Source organism: Micromonospora sp. AKA38 (assembly GCF_027925725.1).
Lineage (GTDB): Bacteria > Actinomycetota > Actinomycetes > Mycobacteriales > Micromonosporaceae > Micromonospora.
In genome coordinates this window covers 316,902-341,141 of record NZ_BNEI01000004.1, presented here as the reverse complement: position 1 = coordinate 341,141, position 24,240 = coordinate 316,902, and the positions used below count along the sequence as shown (strand labels likewise).

At 70.8% G+C, this 24,240-nt stretch carries 8 protein-coding genes; 5 read left to right on the top strand and 3 right to left on the bottom strand.

Features of this window, described 5'->3' with window-relative positions:
- Entirely contained in the window at window positions 1-1,752 is a 1,752-nt protein-coding gene (locus tag TPA0908_RS16930; protein ID WP_281939065.1) for an AMP-binding protein, read from the bottom strand.
- 211 nt (window positions 1,753-1,963) lie between these two features.
- Here TPA0908_RS16930 and TPA0908_RS16925 point away from each other — a divergent pair, with 211 nt between their 5' ends.
- Window positions 1,964-3,286: an NAD(P)/FAD-dependent oxidoreductase gene (locus TPA0908_RS16925; protein WP_281939063.1), complete on the top strand. Its 1,323-nt coding sequence runs from the start codon at window positions 1,964-1,966 to the stop codon at window positions 3,284-3,286.
- 13 nt (window positions 3,287-3,299) lie between these two features.
- Here the strand turns inward: TPA0908_RS16925 and TPA0908_RS16920 are convergent, their stop codons facing one another.
- A complete protein-coding gene (locus TPA0908_RS16920) occupies window positions 3,300-4,448 on the bottom strand; it encodes an acyl-CoA dehydrogenase family protein (protein WP_281939061.1) in 1,149 nt (382 codons plus the stop codon).
- Between the two features lie 294 nt (window positions 4,449-4,742).
- Here TPA0908_RS16920 and TPA0908_RS16915 point away from each other — a divergent pair, with 294 nt between their 5' ends.
- From TPA0908_RS16915 to TPA0908_RS16900, 4 genes are all read left to right on the top strand, one after another.
- Window positions 4,743-18,668, top strand: a complete 13,926-nt coding sequence (locus TPA0908_RS16915; protein WP_281939059.1) for an amino acid adenylation domain-containing protein — start codon at window positions 4,743-4,745, stop codon at window positions 18,666-18,668.
- 32 nt (window positions 18,669-18,700) lie between these two features.
- Entirely contained in the window at window positions 18,701-20,263 is a 1,563-nt protein-coding gene (locus TPA0908_RS16910) for a B12-binding domain/radical SAM domain-containing protein (protein ID WP_281939057.1), read from the top strand.
- Window positions 20,260-20,955, top strand: coding sequence for a class I SAM-dependent methyltransferase (locus TPA0908_RS16905; RefSeq protein ID WP_281939055.1), 696 nt, complete (start codon window positions 20,260-20,262; stop codon window positions 20,953-20,955). The genes TPA0908_RS16910 and TPA0908_RS16905 overlap by 4 nt, the downstream gene beginning before the upstream one ends.
- 75 nt (window positions 20,956-21,030) lie before the next feature.
- The gene (locus TPA0908_RS16900; protein ID WP_281939053.1) at window positions 21,031-22,908 is read left to right on the top strand and encodes a cobalamin-dependent protein; all 1,878 of its coding nucleotides are present in this window, start codon (window positions 21,031-21,033) and stop codon (window positions 22,906-22,908) included.
- 55 nt (window positions 22,909-22,963) lie between these two features.
- Here TPA0908_RS16900 and TPA0908_RS16895 read toward each other — a convergent pair whose 3' ends face one another.
- The gene (locus tag TPA0908_RS16895; RefSeq protein WP_281939051.1) at window positions 22,964-24,151 is read right to left on the bottom strand and encodes a GNAT family N-acetyltransferase; all 1,188 of its coding nucleotides are present in this window, start codon (window positions 24,149-24,151) and stop codon (window positions 22,964-22,966) included.
- Between the last annotated feature and the right edge of the window lie 89 nt (window positions 24,152-24,240).

Sequence of the window (24,240 nt, the reverse complement as noted above, 5' to 3'; positions counted from 1 at the left end):
TCAGCGGGTCGCGGCACCCCAGCGCGGCAGGCCGGTGAACTCGTCCTCGCGGAACTCGACGCGCTCGCCGCCCTGCCGCTGCCACGCCTGCACCTCACCGCGCTGCACCTTGCCCGTGCTGGTGCGCGGAAGCTGCACGAACTCCAGCCGCCGCACCCGCTGGTACGGCGAGAGCCGGGTCGCGATGAACCGGAACAGCTCGCCGGCCGCGTCGGTGTCCTGCGGGATACCGGGTGCCAGCTCGACGAACGCCTTCGGGACGGTGAACCGGACCGGGTCGGCCGCCGGCACCACGACGACGTCGGTCACGGTGTCGTGCTCGCGCAGCGCCCGCTCCAGTTCGAAGGGTGAGATGCGGTAACCGGACGACTTGAACAGGTCGTCCGCCCGGCCGACGTACCCGAAGTGCCCGTCGCCGTCGAGGCGCGCGATGTCGCCGGTGTGGTAGAAGCCGTCCCGAATGACCCGGGCGGTAGCGGCCGGGTCGCCGAGGTACCCCGCCATCAGGCCGATCGGGTCCGACGCGAGATCCAGGCAGATCTCGCCCTCCTCGGCGAGCGCGCCGCGGCTGTCCCGCAACACCAGCGGCAACCCCGGTAGCGGCCGGCCCATCGACCCGGGCCGTACGGCGACGCCGGGCGAGTTCGCGATCAGGCCCGGAATCTCGGTCTGGCCGTAGCCGTCGCGGACAGTGACGCCGAACTCGGCACGCACGCCGTCGAGCAGCGCCGCGTCGAGGGGTTCACCGGCCGACGTCGCGGCGTCCAGCCGCAGCCGGGTGCGGGTGGTCGTGCGCGGCAGGAGCTGCCGCCACACCGTCGGCGGCGCGCAGAACGTGGTGACCTCGCCCCGGCGTAGCGTCTCGAGGGTCACGTCCGGGTCGAACCTGCCGGCGCGCAGCGCCACCACGCACGCCTCGGCCGACCACGGCGCGAACAGGTTGCTGCACACGTGCTTGGCCCAGCCCGGTGACGCCACCGCCAGGTGCCGGTCGTCGCGCCGCAGCCCGATCCAGTACATCGTCGACAGTTGTCCGACCGGCAGTGACGAGTGGGTGTGACTGACCAGCTTGGCGTGCGAGGTGGTGCCGGAGGTGAAGTACAGCATGAGCGGGTCCTGGGCACGGGTCGGACCGGACGGGGTGAACGTCGTGGCCGCCGTGGCGGCGTCCTCGAGGTCGAGCCACCCGGGGGGCACCGGCTGACCGGGCTCGTCCCTGCTGGCGATGAACGTGACGTCGCCGCGTCCGGCCGCGTCGAACACCGGCGCGCTCGCCACCGTCGCGATCACATGCCTGACACCGCCGCGGAGCATCCGGTCGGCGATCCCGTCGACGCCGGTCATCGGGCTGGCCGGCACGATCACGGCGCCGAGCTTCATCACGGCCAGGATGGTCTCCCACAGCGCCACCCGGTTGTCGAGCATCACCAGCACGGCATCACCACGGGCCACCCCGTGCCCGAGAAGCCAGTTGGCCAGCTGACTGGAGCGGGCGGAGAGCTGCGCGTACGTCAGCGTGGTCTCGCACCGCGGGCTGCCGGTGCTGGTCTCCCACAGCTGCAACGCCGGTCGGTCGCGGCGATCCGGTCGCTCCGCCAGGTGGTCGAACCAGTCGAGCGCCCAGTTGAACGACGGCAGCCTCGGCCAACTGAAGGCGGCGGTGGCGGCGGCGTAGTCGTCGCGGTGTCTCTGCAACAGGTCGCGCGCGGCCCGGAAGAGATCGCTGGCGGGAGCCGACGAGGATGCGGACACGGTAAACCTCCGGACACGGTGCACGGCCACGCGACAATCGGTCAGCTGATCGATCGTTATCGTTTCACGCGGACGACCGCAGCGGCAAACCCCGGACGATCACATCAGGCGACCGCAGTCGCGGACCACAAGCATGCAAACCCTTTTCGTGGACCCCGGTCGATGCAATAGTGGTAGCGACGGGTGTCGATCTATGTGGGGAGTGGACATCGTGTCCGAGACAATCCGGGAAGAAGTCGACGCCATCGTGATCGGAGGCGGCCCGGCCGGCTCCTCGGCCGCGCAGCTCGTCGCGGCGAGCGGGCACTCGACAGTTCTGCTGGAGCGCGCGCAGTTCCCCCGTTTTCACATCGGAGAGTCGATGCTGACCTACACCGCCGCGCTGCTGGACCGCCTGGGCGTGCGGGAGGAGGTCGACGCGACCGACTTTCCGGTGAAGACGGGGGCCGAGTTCTGCGACGTCGACGGCGGCTACACCCGGGTGGATTTCACCGACCAGGGCGCGGGGCGCGAGCTGACCACCTACCAGGTCGAGCGGTCCGCCTTCGACGACATGCTGTTGCGGCACGCCGCCAAGGCCGGCGCCGACGTGCGTCTCGGCGCGCGGGTCACCAGGTTCGAGCGCGCGGGCGAGCGCCTCACCGGCGTGACCTACACCCAGGACGGCGTGACGCGTCACCTGTCCGCGCGCCGCATCATCGATGCCAGCGGCCGGGCCGGCGTGATCAGCACCGGCGTGCTGCGCAGCCGTCGCACCCCGGACCGGCTGCGCATGGTCGCCGCGTTCCGCCACTACGACGGGGTGCGGGAGGCCACCAATCCCGGCGTGGCGGGCGACATCCAGATCGGCAGCCACGCCGACGGCTGGGTGTGGGCGATCCCGATCCGGCCCGAGCGGATCAGCGTCGGCGCGGTCACCCGACCCGAGATCCTGCAACGGATGGGCGCCGATCGGGTGTTCGACGAGTTCACCCGGCGGATACCGCGGGTGCACCAGCGGATCGCGGATCTCACCGAGCACAGCGAGACGCGGGTGGAGAGCGACTTCACCTACTTCTCCGACCAGGTCGCCGGTCCGGGTTACCTGATGGCCGGCGACGCGGGCTGTTTCGTTGATCCGATCTTCTCCGCCGGGGTCTACCTGGCGCTCACCTCGGGTATCCGGGCCGGTGAGACGACGGTGGCGATCCTCGACGGCGCGCAGGACGAGACGGCGGCGACCGAGCTCTACTCGCGGTTCTACAAGACCGGTTACGACACGTACTTCCGGCTGATCTACGCGTTCTACGAGCACGACTTCCGGCTCGGCCGGTTTCTCAAGAGCACCGGCGCGCGGGTGGCGCCGATCTGGATCGCGCGGCTGCTCGGCGGTGACTTCTGGAGCCAGAAGAACCCGCTGGCCCGACACCTGCGGACGATCGAGGAGTACCGGAGCTTCGCGCCGTACGAGCCGCTCTACGGCTGCCCGGTCTATCCGGAACTCGAAGCCGCCGAACGCGACCACGTCGCTCTCGGCGAGCCTGCCAACGCGTAGCCTCGCGCGAGGTTCACAGGGTGCCGGCGATGAGTTCCTTCATCACCTCGTTGGCTCCGCCGTAGATGCGCTGCGCGCGGGCGTCGACGTAGAGCTGGCCGATCGGGTAGTCGCGGGTGTACCCGTTGGCGCCGTGCAGTTGCAGGCACCGGTCGAGCACCTGGCACTGCACGTCGGAGAGCCAGAACTTCGCCATCGACGCGGTGCGCGCGTCGAGCGTGCCGTCCAGGTGCCGGGTGACGCAGTGATCGACGAAGACCCGGCCGACCTGCGCCAACGTCGCGCACTCGGCCAGTTCCATGCGCACGTGCTGCAGGGCGAACAGCTCGTCGTCGTACACCATGCGCTGGTGGGCGTAGGCCACCGTCAGCTCGACCGCGCGCTCGGTCACGGCGGCGGCCATCACACCGACCAGCAGGCGCTCCCACGACAACTGGTCGAGCAGCATCGCGTAGCCGGCGTTCTCCCGGCCCAGCAACGCCTCCGCGGGCAGCCGGACGTCGTCGAGGGTGATGTCCGACGTGTCGGCCGACTCCTGGCCGATCTTGTCGAGCACCCGGCCACGTACCACCCCGGGCTGATCTCCCACCGGAACCAGGAACAGCGATATGCCCCGCGCCCCGGCGGACGCGTTCGTCTTCGCCGCCACCACGAGCAGGTCGGCCGAGCCGCCGTTGGTGACGAACGTCTTGGCGCCGCTCACCCGCCAGCCGTCGCCGTCGCGCTCGGCGCGCGTGCGGATCGCCTTCAGATCCGATCCCGCCTCCGGCTCGGTCAGCGCGATCCCGGCGATCACGTCACCGCTCGCCATCGGCGGCAACCATCGGCGCTTCTGCCCGTCGGTGCCGTAGGTGACCAGATACCGGGCCACGACACCGCTGTGCACCGCGTTCCCGAAGCCGAACTCCCCCGCGCGCGCCTGCTCGGCGATGACGACGAGATCGTGGCGGGCGTCGCCGCCACCGCCGCCGTACTCGGCCGGCACGCCGGCGCACAGCAGGCCGAGTTTTGCCGCCTGGCGCCAGAAGACCCGGTCGACGTGCCGCTGCGCCGCCCACTCGGCGCGCCGCGGCGCGGCCTCGGTGGTGAAGAAGCGGCGGCTCAGGCTGGCCAGCTCGGCGACGTCGTCGACCTGCCACGGCGATCGGTAGGTGTCGTCCACCACCTCACCTTAACCACTGCCGACAGCCACTCGCATCGACTCACATCGTTCACCTTCCGCACCGGCGGCCACCCCGCTCCGCACGGATAAAAACGATCACTAAGACCCTTACATCGAAGCGAACCGAAGTGTTGACAGCGTTCCGGGCATCATGAAAGCCTGACCAAACATTTATGCACTTCGAATTAAGTGCACCGCGGGGCAAGGGACCTGCGTCTGTTTTGTGCGGCAACCACAGCAACGCCGATCGCGCCGCCGATCGGTGTGCGGGTAAGACTCGACGAGGGGAGTGCCGTGTCCGCAGCGTCACCCACGCGGTACCCGTTGCTGGCGGCCCAGACCGGCGTCTGGCTCGGGCAGGAGATGGACCCGGACGCGTCGCTCTATCTCTGGGGCAACTACCTCGAGATCCACGGGGCGGTCGACGTGGGGGCGCTGGTACGGGCCATCACCCTGGCGGTGGCCGAGGCAGAGGCGCTGCACGTGCGATTCGCCCGCTCGGCCGACGGGCCGGTGCAGGTGCTGCACCCACCGGCGCCCGTCGCGCCCCGCGTCATCGATCTCGACACCGGTCAGGACGCGATCGTGGCCGTCGACGCGTACGCCCGCGCCGACCTCGCCCGGCCGGTCGATCTCACCACGGACACGCCATTCGCCCACGTCGTGTTCACCGCCGGGCCGAATCGGGTCTTCTGGTACCAGCGCTACCACCACATCGCGGTCGACGCCTACGGCGCGAGCCTGATCACCCGCCGCGTCGCGGCCCTCTACACGGCACTCGTCTCGGGCCGGACCCCACCGCCGACCCCGTTCGGCTCGCTGGCGGCGCTCGTCGACGAAGAAGCCGCCTACCACAGCTCGGGAACCCGCGCCGCCGACCGTGCCTTCTGGCACGAGCGGTTCGCCGACCGGCCCGAACGCATCAGCCTCAACCCGGTGGACACGTCGATCAGCTCCACCTTCGTCCGCAGTCGTCACGAGCTGCCCGCCGACACCGTCGACGAACTGCTGGCGGCCGAAAGGCGTACCGGCGTGCGCTGGTCCCGGCTGCTCATCGCCACCACAGCCGTGTACCTGCACCGCATGGCCGGCGCCGACGACATCGTGCTGGGTCTGCCCGTCGCGGGCCGGAGCGCACCCCACGCCGGCCGCACCCCGGCGATGACGACGAACGTCGTGCCGCTACGCCTGACCGTGCGCCCCACGACCACCGTGGCCGACCTCGTCGGGCAGGTCGACGGCGAGCTGCGCGCCGCGCTCGCGCACCAGCGTTACCGCGGCGAGGACCTGCACCGCGAACTGCGACTGGGTGGGCCCGAGCGGCGCTTCTTCGGCCCGATGGTCAACGTGATGCGGTTCGAGGAGCTCCGGTTCGGCGAGCACCGCACGATCATGCACAACCCGGCCGCGCCGCTGCTGGAAGACCTCTCCGTGGTCGCCTACGACCGCGCCGGCGCCGGACCCCGCGTCGACCTGAACGGGCATCCCGCGCTCTACACCCCGTCCGACCTCGATGGCCACGCCACCCGCCTGCTCGCGTTGCTGGCCGCCGCCGCCCGCCGGATCGACCGGCCGGTCGGCGGCTTGAGCATGGGCGTGGGCACCGGAGCCGGCGTCGCCCCCGCAACCGCATCCGCCACCGCCGACACCACCCTCGTCGACCTGGTTCGCCGGCAGGTCGTCGCCTCGCCCGGCGCTCCGGCGGTCATCGACGGGTCCCGCACCCTCAGCTACGGCGACCTCGAATCGGACTCGACACGCCTGGCCACGCTGCTGCACCGGCACGGCGTCCGGCCCGAGCAGCGCGTGGCGCTGGTGTTGCCCCGCTCCGCGGAACTGGTCACCGCGATGCTGGCCGTGACCCGGCTGGGGGCCGCCTACGCGCCGATCGATCCGGACCACCCCGCCGACCGCGTCGCCTACCTGCTGGCCGACACCACACCCGCCGCCGTGGTGACCACGAGCGCGCTACGGCACCTGCTGCCGCCACTCGACATCGCGGTGCTGACCGTCGACGGGGGCGACGACACCGGTGTGCCCGAGACCGCCGAGCCAATGGCCGGCCCGACCCCGGACAGCGCGGCGTACGTCATCCACACCTCCGGCTCCACCGGCGCGCCGAAAGGTGTCGTCGTCACCCACCGCAACGTCGAACGGCTGCTCGCGAACACGCTCGTCGACCTGGACGTGGGTCCGGCCGACGTCTGGACCATGTTCCACTCCCACGCGTTCGACTTCTCCGTCTGGGAGATCTGGGGCGCGCTCACCACCGGTGGCAGCGTCGTCATCGTGCCCCGCGACGTCGCTCGCGCGCCCGACGCCTTCCGGCGGCTGCTCGCCCGCGAACGCGTCACCGTCCTGAGTCAGACACCCTCCGCGTTCGCCGCGCTCGACCGCGCCGACGTCACGGCGCCTGACGACCTCAGCCTGCGCTACATCGTCTTCGGCGGCGAACGCCTCGCCCCGGACCGTCTCGGCGGCTGGTTCGACCGGCACGGCGCCGACCGCCCGCGGCTGATCAACATGTACGGCATCACCGAGACGACGGTCCACGTAACCCGCTACGACGTCACCGCCGACGATGTCGGTCGCCCGGTCAGCCCGATCGGCACGCCGCTGCCACATCTCGCCGCCTACATACTCGACGGCAGCATGCACCCGGTACCGGCCGGCGCCGCCGGGGAACTCTACGTCGCCGGCGACGGTGTCGCCCGCGGCTACCTCGGCCGACTCGGCCTCACGGCCACCCGGTTCGTCGCCGATCCGTTCGGGCCGCCCGGCGCGCGCATGTACCGCACCGGTGACCGGGTCCGGTGGACGGGGCAGGCCCTGGAGTTCCTCGGCCGCACCGACGACCAGGTCAAGGTCCGCGGCTTCCGGGTCGAGCCGGGCGAGATCGCCGCCGTGCTGGCCCGGGGCGTCCACGTCGCCGAGGCCGTGGTGGTGCCTCGGGAGAACGATGGCGGCGAGATCAGTCTCGTCGCCTACGTGGTCCCCGCCCCGGACACCACGCTCGACCCGGCCGCCCTGCGCCACGACCTGGCCCGGACGCTGCCTGATCACCTGGTGCCGGCGGCGCTGGTGATCGTGGACGCGTTGCCGCTGACCGCCAACGGCAAGCTGGACCGCGCCGCGCTGCCGTCACCGGCATCGCCCGGCGTCAGCGCGGGCGTGCACCACGAACCGTACGCCCAGATTTTGGCGGAGCTGTTCGCCGACGCGCTCGGCGTTCGCGCGGTCGGCGCCGAGGACAACTTCTTCGACCTCGGCGGCCATTCGCTGCTCGCGACCCGGCTGATCGGCCGCATCCGGTCCACGCTGGCCACCGATCTGGAGATGGCCGACTTCTTCGCCCGGCCCACCGTCACCGGCGTGCTCGCCCACGTGGCACCCGGTCGCGCCGCCCGCCCGGCGTTGCGCCCCGCCGGTCGACCGGATCTCGTCCCGCTCTCCCCCGCCCAGCGACGGCTGTGGTTCCTGGACCGGCTCGGCAGCCGGGACACCTACCACGTCCCGCTGGCCGTGCGGCTGCGCGGACCGCTCGACCGGGACGTGTTGCGCGCCGCCCTCAACGACCTCGTCACGCGCCACGAGTCGCTGCGTACCGTGTATCCGGAGGTCGACGGCGACCCGTACCAGGCCGTCCTCGACGCCGGCGGCCTCGACATCGCGCTGGACGAACGTCCGGTTCCCGCCGACGAGCTCGGGCCCGCACTGCGACGTGCCGTGGCAGCGCCGTTCGACCTCACCCGCGACCTGCCCGTGCGGTGTCATTTGTACGCCGTGGACGACTCGACGACGGTACTGCTGATCGTTCTGCACCACATCGCCGCCGACGGGGCCTCCATGGGCCCGCTCGTGCGTGACCTGGGCACCGCCTACCGGGCCCGGCTCGCCGGGACGACACCGGCGTGGCCACCGCTGCCCGTGCAGTACGCCGACTACACGCTCTGGCAGGAGGAGTACCTCGGCCCGCCGGACGAGCCCGACAGCCGCCTCGCCCGCCAGACCGGCTACTGGCGGTCGGTGCTCGCGGGGCTGCCCGAGATCGTCTCGGTGCCACTGGCCCGGCCACGGCCGGCGGCTGCCTCCTTCCGGGGTGACACCTACCGGTTCACGTTCGACGCCGACCTGCATGCGGGCATCGTCCGGCTGGCCCGGGAGACCGGTACGACGGTGTACATGGTGTTGCTGGCTGGTCTGGGTGGGTTGTTGAGCCGGCTGGGTGCGGGGGTGGACGTTCCGATCGGTTCTCCGGTGGCGGGTCGGTTGGACGAGCGGCTGGACGATCTGGTCGGTTTCTTCGTCAACACGCTGGTGATGCGGGTGGACACTTCGGGCGATCCGACGTTCGCCGAGTTGCTGCGCCGGGTGCGGCACACCACCCTCGACGCCTACGCCCATCAGGACGTCCCCTTCGACCACCTGGTCGAGGTGCTCAACCCCACCCGCTCGCTGGCCGCGCACCCGCTGGTCCAGATCCTGCTCGCGATCGAGGACGACATCGTCGAGACCGCCTTCGACCTGCCCGGCCTCGACGCGGATGTCCTGCCGGTCGGCCGCGACAGCGCGCGCCTCGACCTCAGCGTCATCGTCCGCCAGCACCGCGGTCCGGACGGCCGTCCGTCCGGGATGGATGGGGTGGTGGAGTTCTCGTTGGATCTGTTCGACCGGGCGGTGGTGACCGAACTGGTCGATCGGTGGCTGCGGGTCCTGACCGGACTGGCCGCCGGGGGTGTCGAAGCCCGACTCTCGCAGTGGGACGTGGTGTCCGCAGCGGAGCGTGCCGACCTGCTGCGCTGGGGCGACGGCGGCGACAGCCAACCCGTGCTGTCCCTGGCCCAAATGGTCGCGCAACAGGTGACCACCCGCCCGGACGCCCCCGCCGTCACCGCCGGCGACCTGACCCTGTCCTACCACCAACTGTGGCAACGCGCCGGCGCCCTGAGCACCCGACTCACCACCGCCGGCGTCGGCCCCGAAACAGTGGTCGGACTCCTCCTCCCACGCGGCATCGACCTCGTCACCGCCGCACTGGCAGTCTCCCGAGCCTGCGGCGTGTTCACCCCCCTGGACCCCACACTGCCCACCCCACGCCTGCACACCATGACCACCCAAGCCGACGTCCACATCGCCGTCACCGACCACACCACCACCCAACTGGCCACCACCCTCAACCTCACCGCGATACCCGCCGACGACATCCCCACCGAACCGACCGAACCCGTCGACGTCGTCGCCCCCACCACACCACACGCCAGCGCCTACATCATCTTCACATCCGGCTCCACCGGCCAACCCAAAGGCGTACGAGTCCCCCACACCGGACTCACCTCACTGGCCCACACCCTCCACACCCGACTCACCCTCGGACCAGACGCCCGCGTCCTACAACTCTCCACACCCAGCTTCGACGCCTGGGTCATGGAACTCCTCATGTCACTACCCCACGGCGCCACCCTCATCATCGCCCCACCCGGAATCGTCGCCGGACACGACCTCAGCGACCTCCTGCACCACGCCCGAATAACCCACACCCTGATCCCACCCACACTCCTGGCCACCGTCACCCCCACCCCCCTACCCCACCTACGATGCCTCCTCGTCGGCGCCGAAGCCTGCCCCGGCGACCTCGTCCACCACTGGTCCCCCAACCGGCTCATGATCAACGCCTACGGACCCACCGAAACCACCATCGCCGCCACACTCTCCGACCCACTCACCGGCAACACCACCCCACCCATCGGCCGACCCGTCACCGCCACCCACCTCTACGTCCTCGACCACCACCTCAACCCCGTAGCACCCGGCGTCGCCGGAGAGCTCTACATCGCCGGAGCCGGCACCGCCCACGGCTACACCAACCAACCAGCCCTCACCGCCACCCGATTCATCCCCGACCCCCACAGCACCACCGGCGCCAGAATGTACCGAACCGGAGACATCACCCGATGGCGCCCAGACGGACAACTCGAATACCTCGGCCGCACCGACAACCAAATAAAAATCCGCGGCTACCGCATCGAACTCGGCGAAATCGAAACCATCCTCAGCACCCAGGAAAACATTCGAACCGCCGCCGTCACCACCACCCCCGACGACCAACTCATCGCCTACCTCGTCCCCCAACCCCACACCACCATCAACCCCCACACCATCAAAACCACCCTCACCCAACACCTACCCGACTACATGATCCCCCACCACATCATCACCCTCGACCAACTCCCCACCACCCCCAACGGCAAACTCAACCACGCCGCCCTACCCCCACCCCAAACCACCACCACCCACACACCACCCACCACCCGCACACCACACGAAGAAATCCTGTGCGGACTCATGGCCGACATCCTCAAACAACCCACCCTCACCCCCACCGACAACTTCTTCGACCACGGCGGACACTCCCTCCTCGCCACCCGCCTCATCAGCCGCATCCGCAGCACACTCGGCGGCGACGTGCCGATCCGCACGCTGTTCGAGTCCCCGACGCCCGCCGCACTCGCCACCCGGCTCGCCGCCACGCCGGCCGAGCGGCCACGGTTGCGCCACCGGCCGGACGACGACCCGGCCGCCCTGTCCGCCGGGCAACAACGTCTTCTGCTGCTCGACCGCATCGACGGTCCCAGCCCGACGTACACCATCGGTTTGCGCCTGACCTTCGACGGCGACCTCGACGTGCCGGCGCTGGCCGCCGCCCTCGGTGACGTCGTCGGCCGCCACGAACCACTGCGCACGGTCTATCCGGACCGGGACGGCCAGCCGGCGCAGCGCCTGCTGCCCGCCGACACTCCGGTCGACCTGTCCGTCATCACGGTCGACGTGGCCGATCTGCCGACGGCGCTGCTCGAGGCCGCCCGCGTGCCGTTCGACCTGGCGACCGACCTGCCGCTGCGCGCCGTCCTGTTCCGCCTCGGCCCGAGCGAACACGTCCTGCTGCTGCTGATGCACCACATCGCGGCCGACGGCTGGTCCCTGGCCCCCCTGTCACGCGACCTCGTCACCGCGTACGCCGCCCGCCGCACCGGCGAGGCGCCGCGGTGGGAGCCGCTGCCCGTGCGGTACGCCGACTACGTCGGCTGGCAGCGCGAACTGCTCGGCGGCGTCGGCGACCCGGCGTCGCGGCTCACCGCCCAGACCCGCTTCTGGCAGGACACGCTGGCCGGCCTGCCGGAGCGGATCGCGTTGCCGGCGGACCGGCCGGACCCGGCGACCGCCACCCATCGGGGCGCGATGCTCGACCTGGTGCTGGACGCCGACCTGCACGCCGGCATCCTCGCGACCGCCCGCGCCGGCGGGGCCACCGTCTTCATGGTGCTGCTCGCCGGGCTCGCGGCCACCCTGGCCCGACTCGGCACCGGCACGGACGTCCCGATCGGCACGCCGGTCGCCGGGCGCACCGACGAGAAGCTCGACGACCTGGTCGGCTTCTTCGTCAACACGCTGGTGATGCGCGTCGACCTGACCGGGAACCCGACCTTCGCCGACCTCGTCACCCGGGTCCGCGACGTCGCGCTCGACGCCTACGCCCACGACGACGTCCCGTTCGAGCATCTCGTCGAGGTGCTCAACCCGGCCCGGTCCCTGGCCCACCATCCCCTGTTCCAGGTCATGCTGGCGTTGCAGAACACGCCGGACGCCGCCTTCGACCTCGCCGATCTCCACGTGGAACTGCGGCCCGTCACCACCGGCACGGCCCGGTTCGACCTGTTCTTCAGCCTCCTGGAGCGCTACGACGCCGGTCGGGCCGACGGTCTGCGCGGCATCGTCGAATACGCCACCGACCGGTTCGACGCGGCGACCGTCGAGGCTCTGGTCGACCGGTGGCGGCGGCTGCTCGCCCAGGTCGTCGCCGACCCCGGCCGCCGGCTGAACGACATCGACGTGCTGACCGCCGACGAACGCGGAGAGCTGGACCGCTGGGGCACCGACGCGGCGTCCTCCGCAACCGCCACGCCGATCGCCGACCAGATCGCCGCGCAGGCCGCCGCGACCCCGGAGAACGTCGCCGTCGAAGCGCCCGACGGCAGCCTGACCTACGCCGAACTGCTCCGCCGCGCCGACGACCTCGCCGCCACCCTGGCCCACCACGGGGTCGCCGCGGAGTCGATCGTCGCCGTCGCGCTGCCCCGCTGCCTCGACCTCTACGTGGCCCTCGTCGCCGTGCTCCGCGCCGGCGCCGCCTACCTGCCGATCGACCTCGGCCACCCGGCGGAGCGGATCGGGTTCATGCTCGCCGACACCCACCCTGCGCTGCTGCTCACCACCGACACCGAGCTCGCCCGACACGGCACACCGGTCCTCGGTCCGGAGTCGTGGTCGTCCGGCCACACTCTCGCCAGGCCCGTGGTCCGGCCCGACAATCCGGCGTACGTCGTCTACACGTCCGGCTCGACCGGCGCCCCGAAGGCGGTGGTCATGCCGTCCGGCGCGCTGGCCAACCTGCTGGCGTGGCAACGGGAGGAGCTGCCGGGCGGGCCGGGTACCCGCACCGTGCAGTTCACCTCGGTCGGTTTCGACGTCGCCGCCCAGGAGATCTTCGGCGCCCTCACCACCGGTCGGACGCTGCTCGTCCCGGATGACGACACCCGCCGCAGCGGCGAGTTGCTGGCCGGCTGGCTCCAGGACAGCGCGGCCACCGAGCTGTTCGCGCCGCAGCCGGTGCTGGCCGAGATCGCGGAGGCCGCCGCCGAGGGCGACCGCCGACTGCTGGACCTGCACGTGATCGCACAGGCCGGTGAGGCACTGGTGGTCGGGGAGCAACTGCGCCGCTTCTTCGCCACCCGCCCACACATCGGGCTGCACAACCACTACGGTCCGGCCGAGACCCACGTCGTCACCGGCACGCCGCTGACCGGCCCGGCCGGCGGCTGGCCGGTGCGCGCGCCGATCGGCCAGCCCGTAGCCGGTGCCCGGCTGCTGGTGCTCGACTCCTGGCTCAACCCCGTACCGGTGGGCGTCGCCGGTGACCTCTACATCGGCGGTCCCGGACTCGCCCGCGGGTACCTGGGCCGGCCGGACCTGACCGCGGAGAGGTTCGTCGCGGGTCCGAACGGCTCCCGGCTCTACCGCAGCGGTGACCGTGCCCGCTGGCGCCCGGACGGTCAGCTCGAGTTCCTGGGCCGCACCGACGACCAGGTGAAGATCCGCGGTTTCCGGGTCGAGCCCGGTGAAGCCGCCGCCGTGCTGGCCCGCCACCCCGGCCTGGTTCGCGCGACCGTGATCGCCCGCACGGACCAGCCCGCGGTGGTACGCCTCGTCGGCTACGCCGTACCCGCTCCGGGTTGGACCGGTACGCCCGGCGAACTGGTCGACTGGCTGCGTGACCGGCTGCCCGACTACCTGGTGCCCACCACGGTCGTGCTGCTGGACGCGTTGCCCGTCACACCGAACGGCAAGCTCGATCGCGCCGCCCTGCCCGCTCCCGTGCACACACCCGGGCGCGCCGCCCGCAACCCGCGCGAGCAGATGATCGCCGACCTGTTCGCCGAGGCGCTGGGCGTCGACGCGGTCGGCGTCGACGACAACTTCTTCGACCTCGGCGGCCATTCGCTGCTCGCGACCCGGCTGATCAGCCGCATCCGCACCACGATGAGCGCGGACGTGCAGATCCGCGCACTGTTCGAGACGCCCACCGTGGCCGGTCTGGCCGCCCGTCTCGACCCGGGCAGAGCACTCCGGCCACCGGTACGCCCGGCGACGAGCCGGCCGGAGCTGCTACCGCTCAGCTCCGCCCAGCGCCGGCTGTGGTTCCTGCACCGGCTGGAGGGCCCCAGCCCGACCTACAACATGCTCATCTCGTTCCGCCTCACCGGCACCCTCGACACCGCGGCACTCCGCCAGGCCCTGCACGACGTGGTCGCCCGCCACGAAGCGCTGCGCACCGTGTACCCCGAGGTCGACGGCCAGCCGTGGCAACGCATCGTGCCGACCGAGCAGGCCCGGGTCGAGTTCGACGAGGCCGACGTGACGCCGGAGCAGATGCAGGAACTGCTCGCGGCGGCCGCCCGGTTCGCCTTCGACCTCGCCACCGACCTGCCCCTGCGGGCCAGCCTGCTCCGGCTCGGCCCCGACGAGCACGTGCTGCTGCTCGTGCTGCACCACGTCGCGGGCGACGGCTGGTCGATGGCGCCCCTGTCGCGCGACATCGTCACGGCCTACGCCGCCCGTCATGACGGCCGACCACCGCACTGGACTCCCCTGCCGGTGCAGTACGCCGACTACACGCTCTGGCAGGAGGAACTACTCGGCGCCAAGGACGACCCGCACAGCCTGTTCGGCAGCCAGACGGCATACTGGCTGACCGCGCTCACCGGGCTGCCCGACCAGATCAACATCCCGGCCGTACGCACCCGCCCGGCCGCCGCCTCCTACCGTGGCGACCTCCTGAAGCTGCGCATCCCGGCCGACGTGCACGCGGGCATCGTCCGGCTGGCCCGGGAGACCGGTACGACGGTGTACATGGTGTTGCTGGCCGGTCTGGGTGGGTTGTTGAGCCGGCTGGGTGCGGGGGTGGACATTCCGATCGGTTCTCCGGTGGCGGGTCGGTTGGACGAACGGCTGGACGACCTGGTCGGTTTCTTCGTCAACACGCTGGTGATGCGGGTGGACGCCTCGGGCGACCCGACGTTCGCCGAGCTGCTGCACCGGGTACGCGGTACGGCGCTGACGGCCTACGCCCACCAGGACGTTCCCTTCGAGCACCTGGTCGAGGAACTGAACCCGACGCGCACGCTGGCCCACCATCCGCTGTTCCAGATCATGCTCGCGCTGCAGAACACGCCCGACCCGCACTTCGCGCTGCCCGGCCTCGATCTGCAGGTGCAACCCGTGAGCACCGGGACCTCCCGCTTCGACCTGGCCCTGAGCCTGTGGGAACGTCACGACGGTGCCACACCCTCCGGGATGGATGGTGTGGTGGAGTTCTCGTTGGATCTGTTCGACCGGGCGGTGGTCACCGATCTGATCGACCGGTGGCTACGGATCCTCACCGACATGGCCACCGGCAGTGCCGACACCCGCCTGTCCCAGTGGGATGTCGTGTCCGCAGCGGAGCGTGCCGACCTGCTGCGCTGGGGCGACGGCGGCGACAGCCAACCCGTGCTGTCCCTGGCCCAAATGGTCGCGCAACAGGTCACCGCCCAACCGGACGCCCCCGCCGTCACCGCCGGCGACCAGACCCTGACCTACCACCAACTGTGGCAACGCGCCGGCGCCCTGAGCACCCGACTCACCACAGCCGGCGTCCGCCCCGAAACAGTGGTCGGACTCCTCCTCCCACGCGGCATCGACCTCGCCACCGCCGCACTCGCCGTGTCCCAAACCGGCGGCGTGTTCACACCCCTGGACCCGACACTGCCCACCCCACGCCTACACACCATGACCACCCAAGCCGACGTCCACATCGCCGTCACCGACCACACCACCACCCAACTGGCCACCACCCTCAACCTCACCGCGATACCCGCCGACGACATCCCCACCGAACCGACCGAACCCGTCAACGTCGTCGCCCCCACCACACCACACGCCAGCGCCTACATCATCTTCACATCCGGCTCCACCGGCCAACCCAAAGGCGTACGAGTCCCCCACACCGGACTCACCTCACTGGCCCACACCCTCCACACCCGACTCACCCTCGGACCAGACGCCCGCGTCCTACAACTCTCCACACCCAGCTTCGACGCCTGGGTCATGGAACTCCTCATGTCACTACCCCACGGCGCCACCCTCATCATCGCCCCACCCGGAATCGTCGCCGGACACGACCTCAGCGACCTCCTACACCACGCCCGAATAACCCACACCCTGATCCCACCCACACTCCTGGCCACCGTCACCCCCACCCCCCTACCCCACCTACGATGCCTCCTCGTCGGCGCCGAAGCCTGCCCCGGCGACCTCGTCCACCACTGGTCCCCCAACCGGCTCATGATCAACGCCTACGGACCCACCGAAACCACCATCGCCGCCACACTCTCCGACCCACTCACCGGCAACACCACCCCACCCATCGGCCGACCCGTCACCGCCACCCACCTCTACGTCCTCGACCACCACCTCAACCCCGTAGCACCCGGCGTCGCCGGAGAGCTCTACATCGCCGGAGCCGGCACCGCCCACGGCTACACCAACCAACCAGCCCTCACCGCCACCCGATTCATCCCCGACCCCCACAGCACCACCGGCGCCAGAATGTACCGAACCGGAGACATCACCCGATGGCGCCCAGACGGACAACTCGAATACCTCGGCCGCACCGACAACCAAATAAAAATCCGCGGCTACCGCATCGAACTCGGCGAAATCGAAACCATCCTCAGCACCCAGGAAAACATTCGAACCGCCGCCGTCACCACCACCCCCGACGACCAACTCATCGCCTACCTCGTCCCCCAACCCCACACCACCATCAACCCCCACACCATCAAAACCACCCTCACCCAACACCTACCCGACTACATGATCCCCCACCACATCATCACCCTCGACCAACTCCCCACCACCCCCAACGGCAAACTCAACCACGCCGCCCTACCCCCACCCCAAACCACCACCACCCACACACCACCCACCACCCGCACACCACACGAAGAAATCCTGTGCGGACTCATGGCCGACATCCTCAAACAACCCACCCTCACCCCCACCGACAACTTCTTCGACCACGGCGGACACTCCCTCCTCGCCACCCGCCTCATCAGCCGCATCCGCAGCACACTCGGCGTACATCTGGACGTGTTCACCCTCTTCGAGGCGCCCACCGCGAAGCTGCTCGCCGAGCACCTGCGGAACGACGACGACGGTCGGGCCCCGATCGAGGCCCGCGACCACGCGCACGGCGCACCGCTGTCCTTCGCCCAGCGCAGGCTCTGGTTCCTGCACCGATTCGAGGGCGAGGCGACCTACAACGTGCCGCTGGCGTTGCGGCTGTCGGGCCGGCTCGATGTTCGCGCGCTCACCGCCGCGCTCAACGACGTCGTCGGCCGCCACGAAAGTCTGCGCACGGTGTTTCCCGAGCGTGACGGGGAGCCGTGGCAGGAGATCAGGCCGGCGGCCGAAGTCCACGTTCCGATCGCCGTCGAGACGGTCACCGCCGAGACGCTTCCCGACGCGCTCGCCCGCGCCGCGCAGACGCGCTTCGACCTCGAACGCGACCTGCCGCTTCGCGCCACGCTCTTCCGCATCGGCCCGAGCGAGCACGTCCTGCTGCTGCTGATGCACCACATCGCGGCCGACGGCTGGTCCCTGGCCCCCCTGTCACGCGACCTGTCGAGCGCGTACGCCGCCCGCCTCACCGGCGAGGCACCGCAGTGGGAGCCGCTGCCGGTGCAGTACGCCGACTACACGGTGTGGCAGCACGAGACGCTCGGCGCCGGCACCGACCCGGCCAGCCGCCTGGCCCGGGAGACCGACCACTGGCGCACCACGTTGACCGGGCTGCCCGACGCGCTGGCCCTGCCCACGGACCGGCCCCGCCCGACCGTCGCCAGCTACCAGGGCGAGACGTACCGGTTCACCATGGACGCCGTCCTGCACGAGCGGGTGGTGACGATGGCCCGCGCCCGCGGCGCGACCGCCTTCATGGTGCTGCTCGCCGGGCTTGCCGGCCTGCTCAGCCGGCTCGGTGCGGGCACCGACGTGCCGGTCGGCTCCCCGATCGCCGGGCGTACCGACGAGAAGCTCGACGACCTGGTCGGCTTCTTCGTCAACACGCTGGTGATGCGCATGGACGTGTCGGGCGACCCGACGTTCGGTGAGCTCGTCGAGCGGGCCCGGTCCACCGCGCTCACCGCCTACGCCCACCAGGACGTGCCGTTCGAGCACCTCGTCGAAGCCGTCAGCCCGGCCCGGTCCCTGGCGCACCATCCCCTGTTCCAGGTCATGCTGGCGCTGCAGAACACACCGGAGGGCCGACTCGACATGCCCGGCATCACCGCGAGTTACCAGCCCGCGCACACCGGAACATCCCGGTTCGACCTGTTCTTCAGCCTGTGGGAGAGCTACGACGACGGTCGCCCGGCCGGGCTCGCGGGTGTCCTCGAATACCCCACGGACCTGTTCGACCCGGCGACCGTGCGGACGCTCATCGAGCGCTGGAGCCAGTTCCTCACCACCGCGACGCAGGAGCCGGACCGCCCGGTCGGGCGCATCGACGTCACCACACCGGAAGAGCTACGGCGAGTGCTGGCCGAATGGTCATCCGGGGCCTGACCTCCGCCACGGACGGAAGGGAAGGGTAGGAGATGGCACTTCGCGTCGTGGCGGTCGCCCCGCCCGAGCTGCCCGCGAGCGGGCTCGGCCGGCACACGCTGACCAGCGCCGACCCCGCCAGCCTGTTCAACGCGTGCCGTGTCGCGGGGCAGCGGGCGGCGAACGGCATCGGCGCCTGGGGCGACTCGAACTGGGCCGGAAGCCGCGCGTCCCGGCGGGAGTCGGTGCTGCTGATGCACAGCCTGGTCGAGGACATGGCGCGGTTCGATGCGCTCCTGGAGCGGTTCGAGCCGAATCTGCTGCTGCTCGGCGCCATGTCGGTGTGTCTGCCCGGCGCGGTCGCCTGCGCGGTCCGCGCCAAGCAGCGCCTCGGCGACCGGGTCCACGTCGTCCTCGGCGGCCGGCACGCGTCGGAGACGATCTGGCGGGCCGGCGGCACGGTGCGGCACCATCCGGGATCGCCGGTGCGCCTGATCGCCGACGGGACCCTGCCGCCCGTCTTCGACCTGGTGGTCGCCGGTCCGGGTGAGCATGTCATCGCGGGGCTCGGTGAGGTGATCGCCACCGCCGCACAGCCCGCGACGTCCGCCGATCTGGCCGCCGGGATCGCCGACGAGCCGGGCGACTGGATAGCCAGCTGGGCCGACGGCGACCTGCCGCGGACGGTCACCTCACGGCGGCCGACATTCAGCCGTGACCAGCTACCGAGCCCGGCCGAGATCTTCGGCGTCGGCGCCAGCTTCGACGTGTTCGGCGGCCGGCTCACCGGGCACGTCTTCAGCGACACCGGTAACGGCTGTGTCTTCGACTGTGACTTCTGCAGCGAACGGCGCAGCGTCACCGGGGGCCTGGTCGACCTCGGCAACGGCGCCGACCGCCTGGTCCGGCAGTTGCGCGCCGTCAGCGACGTGATCGCGGCCGACGCGCCCGGTCGCGGCGCCAGCGCCTTCATCGAGGACTCCACCATTCTCGGCGGATCGCCGCGGGAGATCACCCGGCTGGTCGACCTGTTGGACCGGGCCGACCTGGACATCCGGTTCGGCGGGCAGTTCACCATCGACCAGATCCTCAGCCGCACCGACCTCATCAAGGGACTGACCGAGGTCGGCTTGGACTACGTCTTCATCGGGGTGGAGACGCTCGACCCGGGTGGCATCGGCGGCATGAGCAAGGACCGGCGGCCGGACGGGGCCGCGTGGATGAGCCGCACCGAGCAGGCCATCGACCAGCTCACCCAGCTCGGCGTCCAGACCGGGGCGGCGGTGCTGTTCGGCCTCGGCGAGCCGCACCGCGACCGGCTCGCCCTCCTGCGACAGCTCAACGACTGGCGCGACCGGTACGGCGGGCCGTGGCCGGTCAGCCTCAACTGGGCCACTCAACATCCGTTACGCGGCGCCGACGGCGGCACCGGCTACCGCTACAGCGACTGGTCGGTGCCCGCCGGCGAGTGGGCCGAAGCGTTCGACGACTTCGGGGAGGCCACCACGCGTTACCCGCTCAGCGGCTGCGCGCCGCCGGTCTTGGCGGAGGTGCAGGAGATCAGGGCGACGTTCCACGCGCTCTACGCGCGGCCGAGCGAGGGTGGTGCGCGGTGACCACCCAGTTCTACGCGAGCGGTGCCGGCGACCGGCTGGTGGACGCCGACCTGCTCCCACCGGTGGTGCAGGCGCTGCTCGCGCACGAGGAGCGGATGCTGGACTCGATCAGTGCCGGGATCGACGTGCTCGTCGAGGTCGGCAGCATGTCGGGCCTGCACCTCGAGTGGGCGGTCCGCCGCGGCCTGGGGTACGTCGGCGTCGACGTCGTTTCCCGCTACGTGACCGAGGGCAGGGCACGGCTGGCCGATCGCGCGCTACCCGCCGACCGGTACCGCTTCGCGCTCGCCGACGCCGAGGAGCTGCCGGCCGTGGCACTGCCACCGGGGCGAGCGGTGGCGCTGTTCCCGTTCAACAGCTTCGGCAACATGGGCCGGCCCCGCGCCGTGTTGACAGCGCTGGCCGACAGCGGCCTGCCGTTCGCCATCAGCACCTATCGCACGGACCGGGACGCGTCGCGGCGGCGGCGGGAGTACTACGACGCCTGCGGCTACAGCGGGCTGCGGGTCACCGAGGACGCTGACGGGGTGCGGTTCCGCAACGACGAGGGTCTCGACACCGTCGCCTACCACCCGTCGCGCCTGGCCGAGTGGTTCCGTGCGGCGGGGCTCGCCGCGGAGCCCGTCGAGTTCGGTGGCTTCGGGTTGTTCTACGTCGGCGCGCCCACCGGCTCGCCACTCGCGCCAGCCTGAACGGCAGGGAAGGCCGGTGGATGAACGCCACCGGCCACGACAGTGACAAGGGGAACACCGATGCGAACGGTCGGCATGGTTGAGCTCTCCGTCTTTGAGCGGATCACCCCGCTGGTCTCCGGATACCTGGAAGCGTACGCCCGCGCCGACGACGTCCTCACCGGTGAGTACGTGTACCGGACGTACACCACCAGCATCAAGACTCCGGCCGCCGAGGTGACGCGCCACGTCCTGGACCTCGACGCCGACATCTACACGTTCAGCTGCTACGTGTGGAACATGGGCCTGGTGCGGCAGGTCCTGACCGCGCTGCGCGCCGCCAGACCGCACGTGCCCGTCCTGCTCGGCGGCCCCCAGGTCATGCACCACGCCGACCAGCAGCTCAGCTCGACCGACACGTTCACCGCCGTCTGCAACGGCGAGGGCGAGGGCATCTTCGCCGCGTACCTGCGCGAGCTGACCGAGACGACGCCGGACCTGACCAAGATCCCCGGCCTCAGCGTGCGCCGCGACGGGCAGCTCCTCACGACGCCCGCACCGCCGCGGCTGGCTGACCTCAACGAGATCCCGTCGCCGTACCTCACCGGCCTGTTCGGCGACGAGTACACCATCGGCCTGCTGGAGACCAACCGCGGCTGCCCCTACCACTGCGGATTCTGCTACTGGGGCGCGGCCACCAACGACCGGGTGTACCGGTTCGACGAGGACCGCGTACGCGACGAGATCACCTGGATGGGACGCAACAGCGTCTTCTTCGTGTACCTCGTCGACGCCAACTGGGGCATGCTCGGCCGGGACATCGAGCTGTCGCAGCACATGGCCGACTGCACCCGCGAGTACGGCATGCCCAAGACGGTCTACTTCTCGGCGGCGAAGAACAAGCCGCAGGCGGTCACCAAGATCACCGAAATCTTCCAGAACGCTGGTCTCGTCGCGTCCCAGCCGGTGTCGATCCAGAGCATGGAGCCCCGCGTCCTGGACCTGGTCGCCCGCTCCAACATCAAGCTCAGCGCCTTCGCCGCACTCCAACAGGATCTGCGCGAGAAGCGGGTCAGCTCGTTCATCGAACTCATCTGGCCGCTGCCCGGCGAGACACTCGACTCCTTCAAGAGCGGCATCGGGCAGCTCTGCGACAACGGCGCGCAGACCGTCATCGCATACTCCCACCTGCTGCTCAACAACACCCCCATCTACCACAACCGGGATCGCCTGGGCCTGACCACCCGGCCGGCCGGCGGGGACGTCGCCGACGCCCGCATCGTGATCGCCACCCGCGAGGCCAGCACGGCCGACTTCGCCGACGGCATGCGCTTCTTCTACGCGGTGCACGCGCTGCACAACACCCGCAGCCTGCGCACCGTCGCGGAGTACCTCGTCGGCGCCGGTGTCACCACCTACGCGGGCCTGTTCTCCGAGTTCGTCGACTACTGGCGCGGCCGCCCCGACGACCCACTGGTGCGCTTCGTCGAACACTCGATCGCCGCCGCCGACTACTACGACCTCGGCAACTACGGCCTCTTCGTCCACCTCGCGCTGCACCAGCATCGCGACGTGTTCGCCGAACAACTGCGCGACTTCGCCACCAGTCGCGACTGGTGGGCCGACCCGAAGGCCCGCGCCCGCTTCGAGATCGACACCATCAACCGCCCGTACGTCTACTCCAACACACCGTTGGACGAGCCGTCCGGCGCCGGCGTAGCCGTCCGGGTCCTCGGCCGCACCGGCCGCCAGTACACCGTCGAGCTGGCCACCGAGTGGACCGAGGAGCTACAGGACGCCGCGCGGCTGCCCGCCGGCGGCCCCGGCTACGTCGTCGACCACAAGCGGTTGCAGTTCCCCAACATGGCCACGCAGACCCTGGAGCACAACGCGCACTACTGTCACGGCATGATCGAGAAGGTCGAGAACATCGCCCCCGTATGGCGGGCGGTCCCGGCACCGGCTCACCACTGACAGCCGCAGCCGGGCCCGCTATCCCTGCCGGCCGCCGTGCGGGCGCGGCGGTGCGTCAGCCCTTACCGAAGGCGTACGGCGTGCGGCGAGGCAGCAGTGCGCGTAGCTCGGCCGCCACGGTGTCGGAGATGTCGCCCAGGCCGCGCGCGACGACGTCGGCCGGGTCCAGCACACCGTAGGCCAGTCCGGACAGTCCGGCGGCGGTGAGTGTGGCCCTCTCCCCGGCCTGTCCGGCGACGGTGACGTCGATCGTCCCGCGGGTTCCGTCGAGCAGATACCGCCCCGCGAGCAGCTCATCCTCGACGATCTCCAGCTGAGCCCGTCCGGAGCCACAGGGCACGTCGCGGAGCGCGTCCATCGACAGGAGCCGACCCATGAGGGGCGGTGACGTGGGGAAGGCCGCCCTCGCCTCGGTCCGGACGGCAAGGGAGCCCGCCCAGGTCTCGGGGTGCTCGTCCGGCGCGACGGTGACCGCGATCTGGGCGACCTGGTGGACGTGCTGGGCGAGGAACTGGAGCAACAACGCCCGCCCGGCCCCACTGGTGTACAGCAACTCGTCACCGTGCAGGCGGCCGCCGTAGCCGTCGATCCGGTAGGTGAGCACACCGGCCACCTCCCCGTCGACCGAGGCGACGGCGAGCCAACGGTCGGCGGGGGCGAGGATGCGGGCCGCTCGGTAGTCGGGGGTGAACATGAAACCGTGCCGTTGCGCCAGCAGGCGTCGCTGGAAGGCGCGGTAGACCTCGAAGCCATCCTGTATTCCCTGCCAGGACACATCGCCGGGGAGGTCGACGCCCAGCAGCGGCGCCAACCCCTCGGGCGCGAACGTCGCCGTACGGTTGAGTGGCAGCCCGACGTAGCCCAGTTGTTCGTAGAACGACGGATGAAAGGGATAGAGCGTGGCCAGCAGGTGTCCCGCGTCGAGCATGTCGCGGTGAAGCTGGCGCATCAACCGTCGACAGTGGCCCTGTCGGCGGGCCGCGGGATGGGTGGCCACCCAGGCGATGCCCGCCATGCGCATGACGATGCCGCGCAGGTTCTGGTGCGTCGGGATCGCCGCCGCCGTGGCGAGCGTCCGGCCACCGTCCTCAGCGATCAGCGTGTGGTTGCCCTCATGAAAGGGGAGAATGCTCGCCAGGCCGTCCGCCGCGTCCGGGGCCGGCGATTCGTCGAAGGCGTACGGATAGAGGGTGAAGGCGGTGCGCAGGCGTTCGTCGCCGGAGACCTGGCGGATGTCGCTCATCGGGATCAACCTTTCCTTGCACGGCATGCTCGGTCGGGACATTCCGGCCCGCCCTCGGACGGGGCCCGTCATCTGGCGTGCGACGCCGC

Excerpts from the sequence above, each read along its gene's own strand:
- TPA0908_RS16910 (WP_281939057.1), top strand. The coding sequence starts at position 18,701 with ATGGCACTTCGCGTCGTGGCGGTCGCCCCGCCCGAGCTGCCCGCGAGC.
- TPA0908_RS16900 (WP_281939053.1), top strand. The coding sequence starts at position 21,031 with ATGGTTGAGCTCTCCGTCTTTGAGCGGATCACCCCGCTGGTCTCCGGA.
- TPA0908_RS16895 (WP_281939051.1), bottom strand. The coding sequence starts at position 24,151 with ATGAGCGACATCCGCCAGGTCTCCGGCGACGAACGCCTGCGCACCGCC.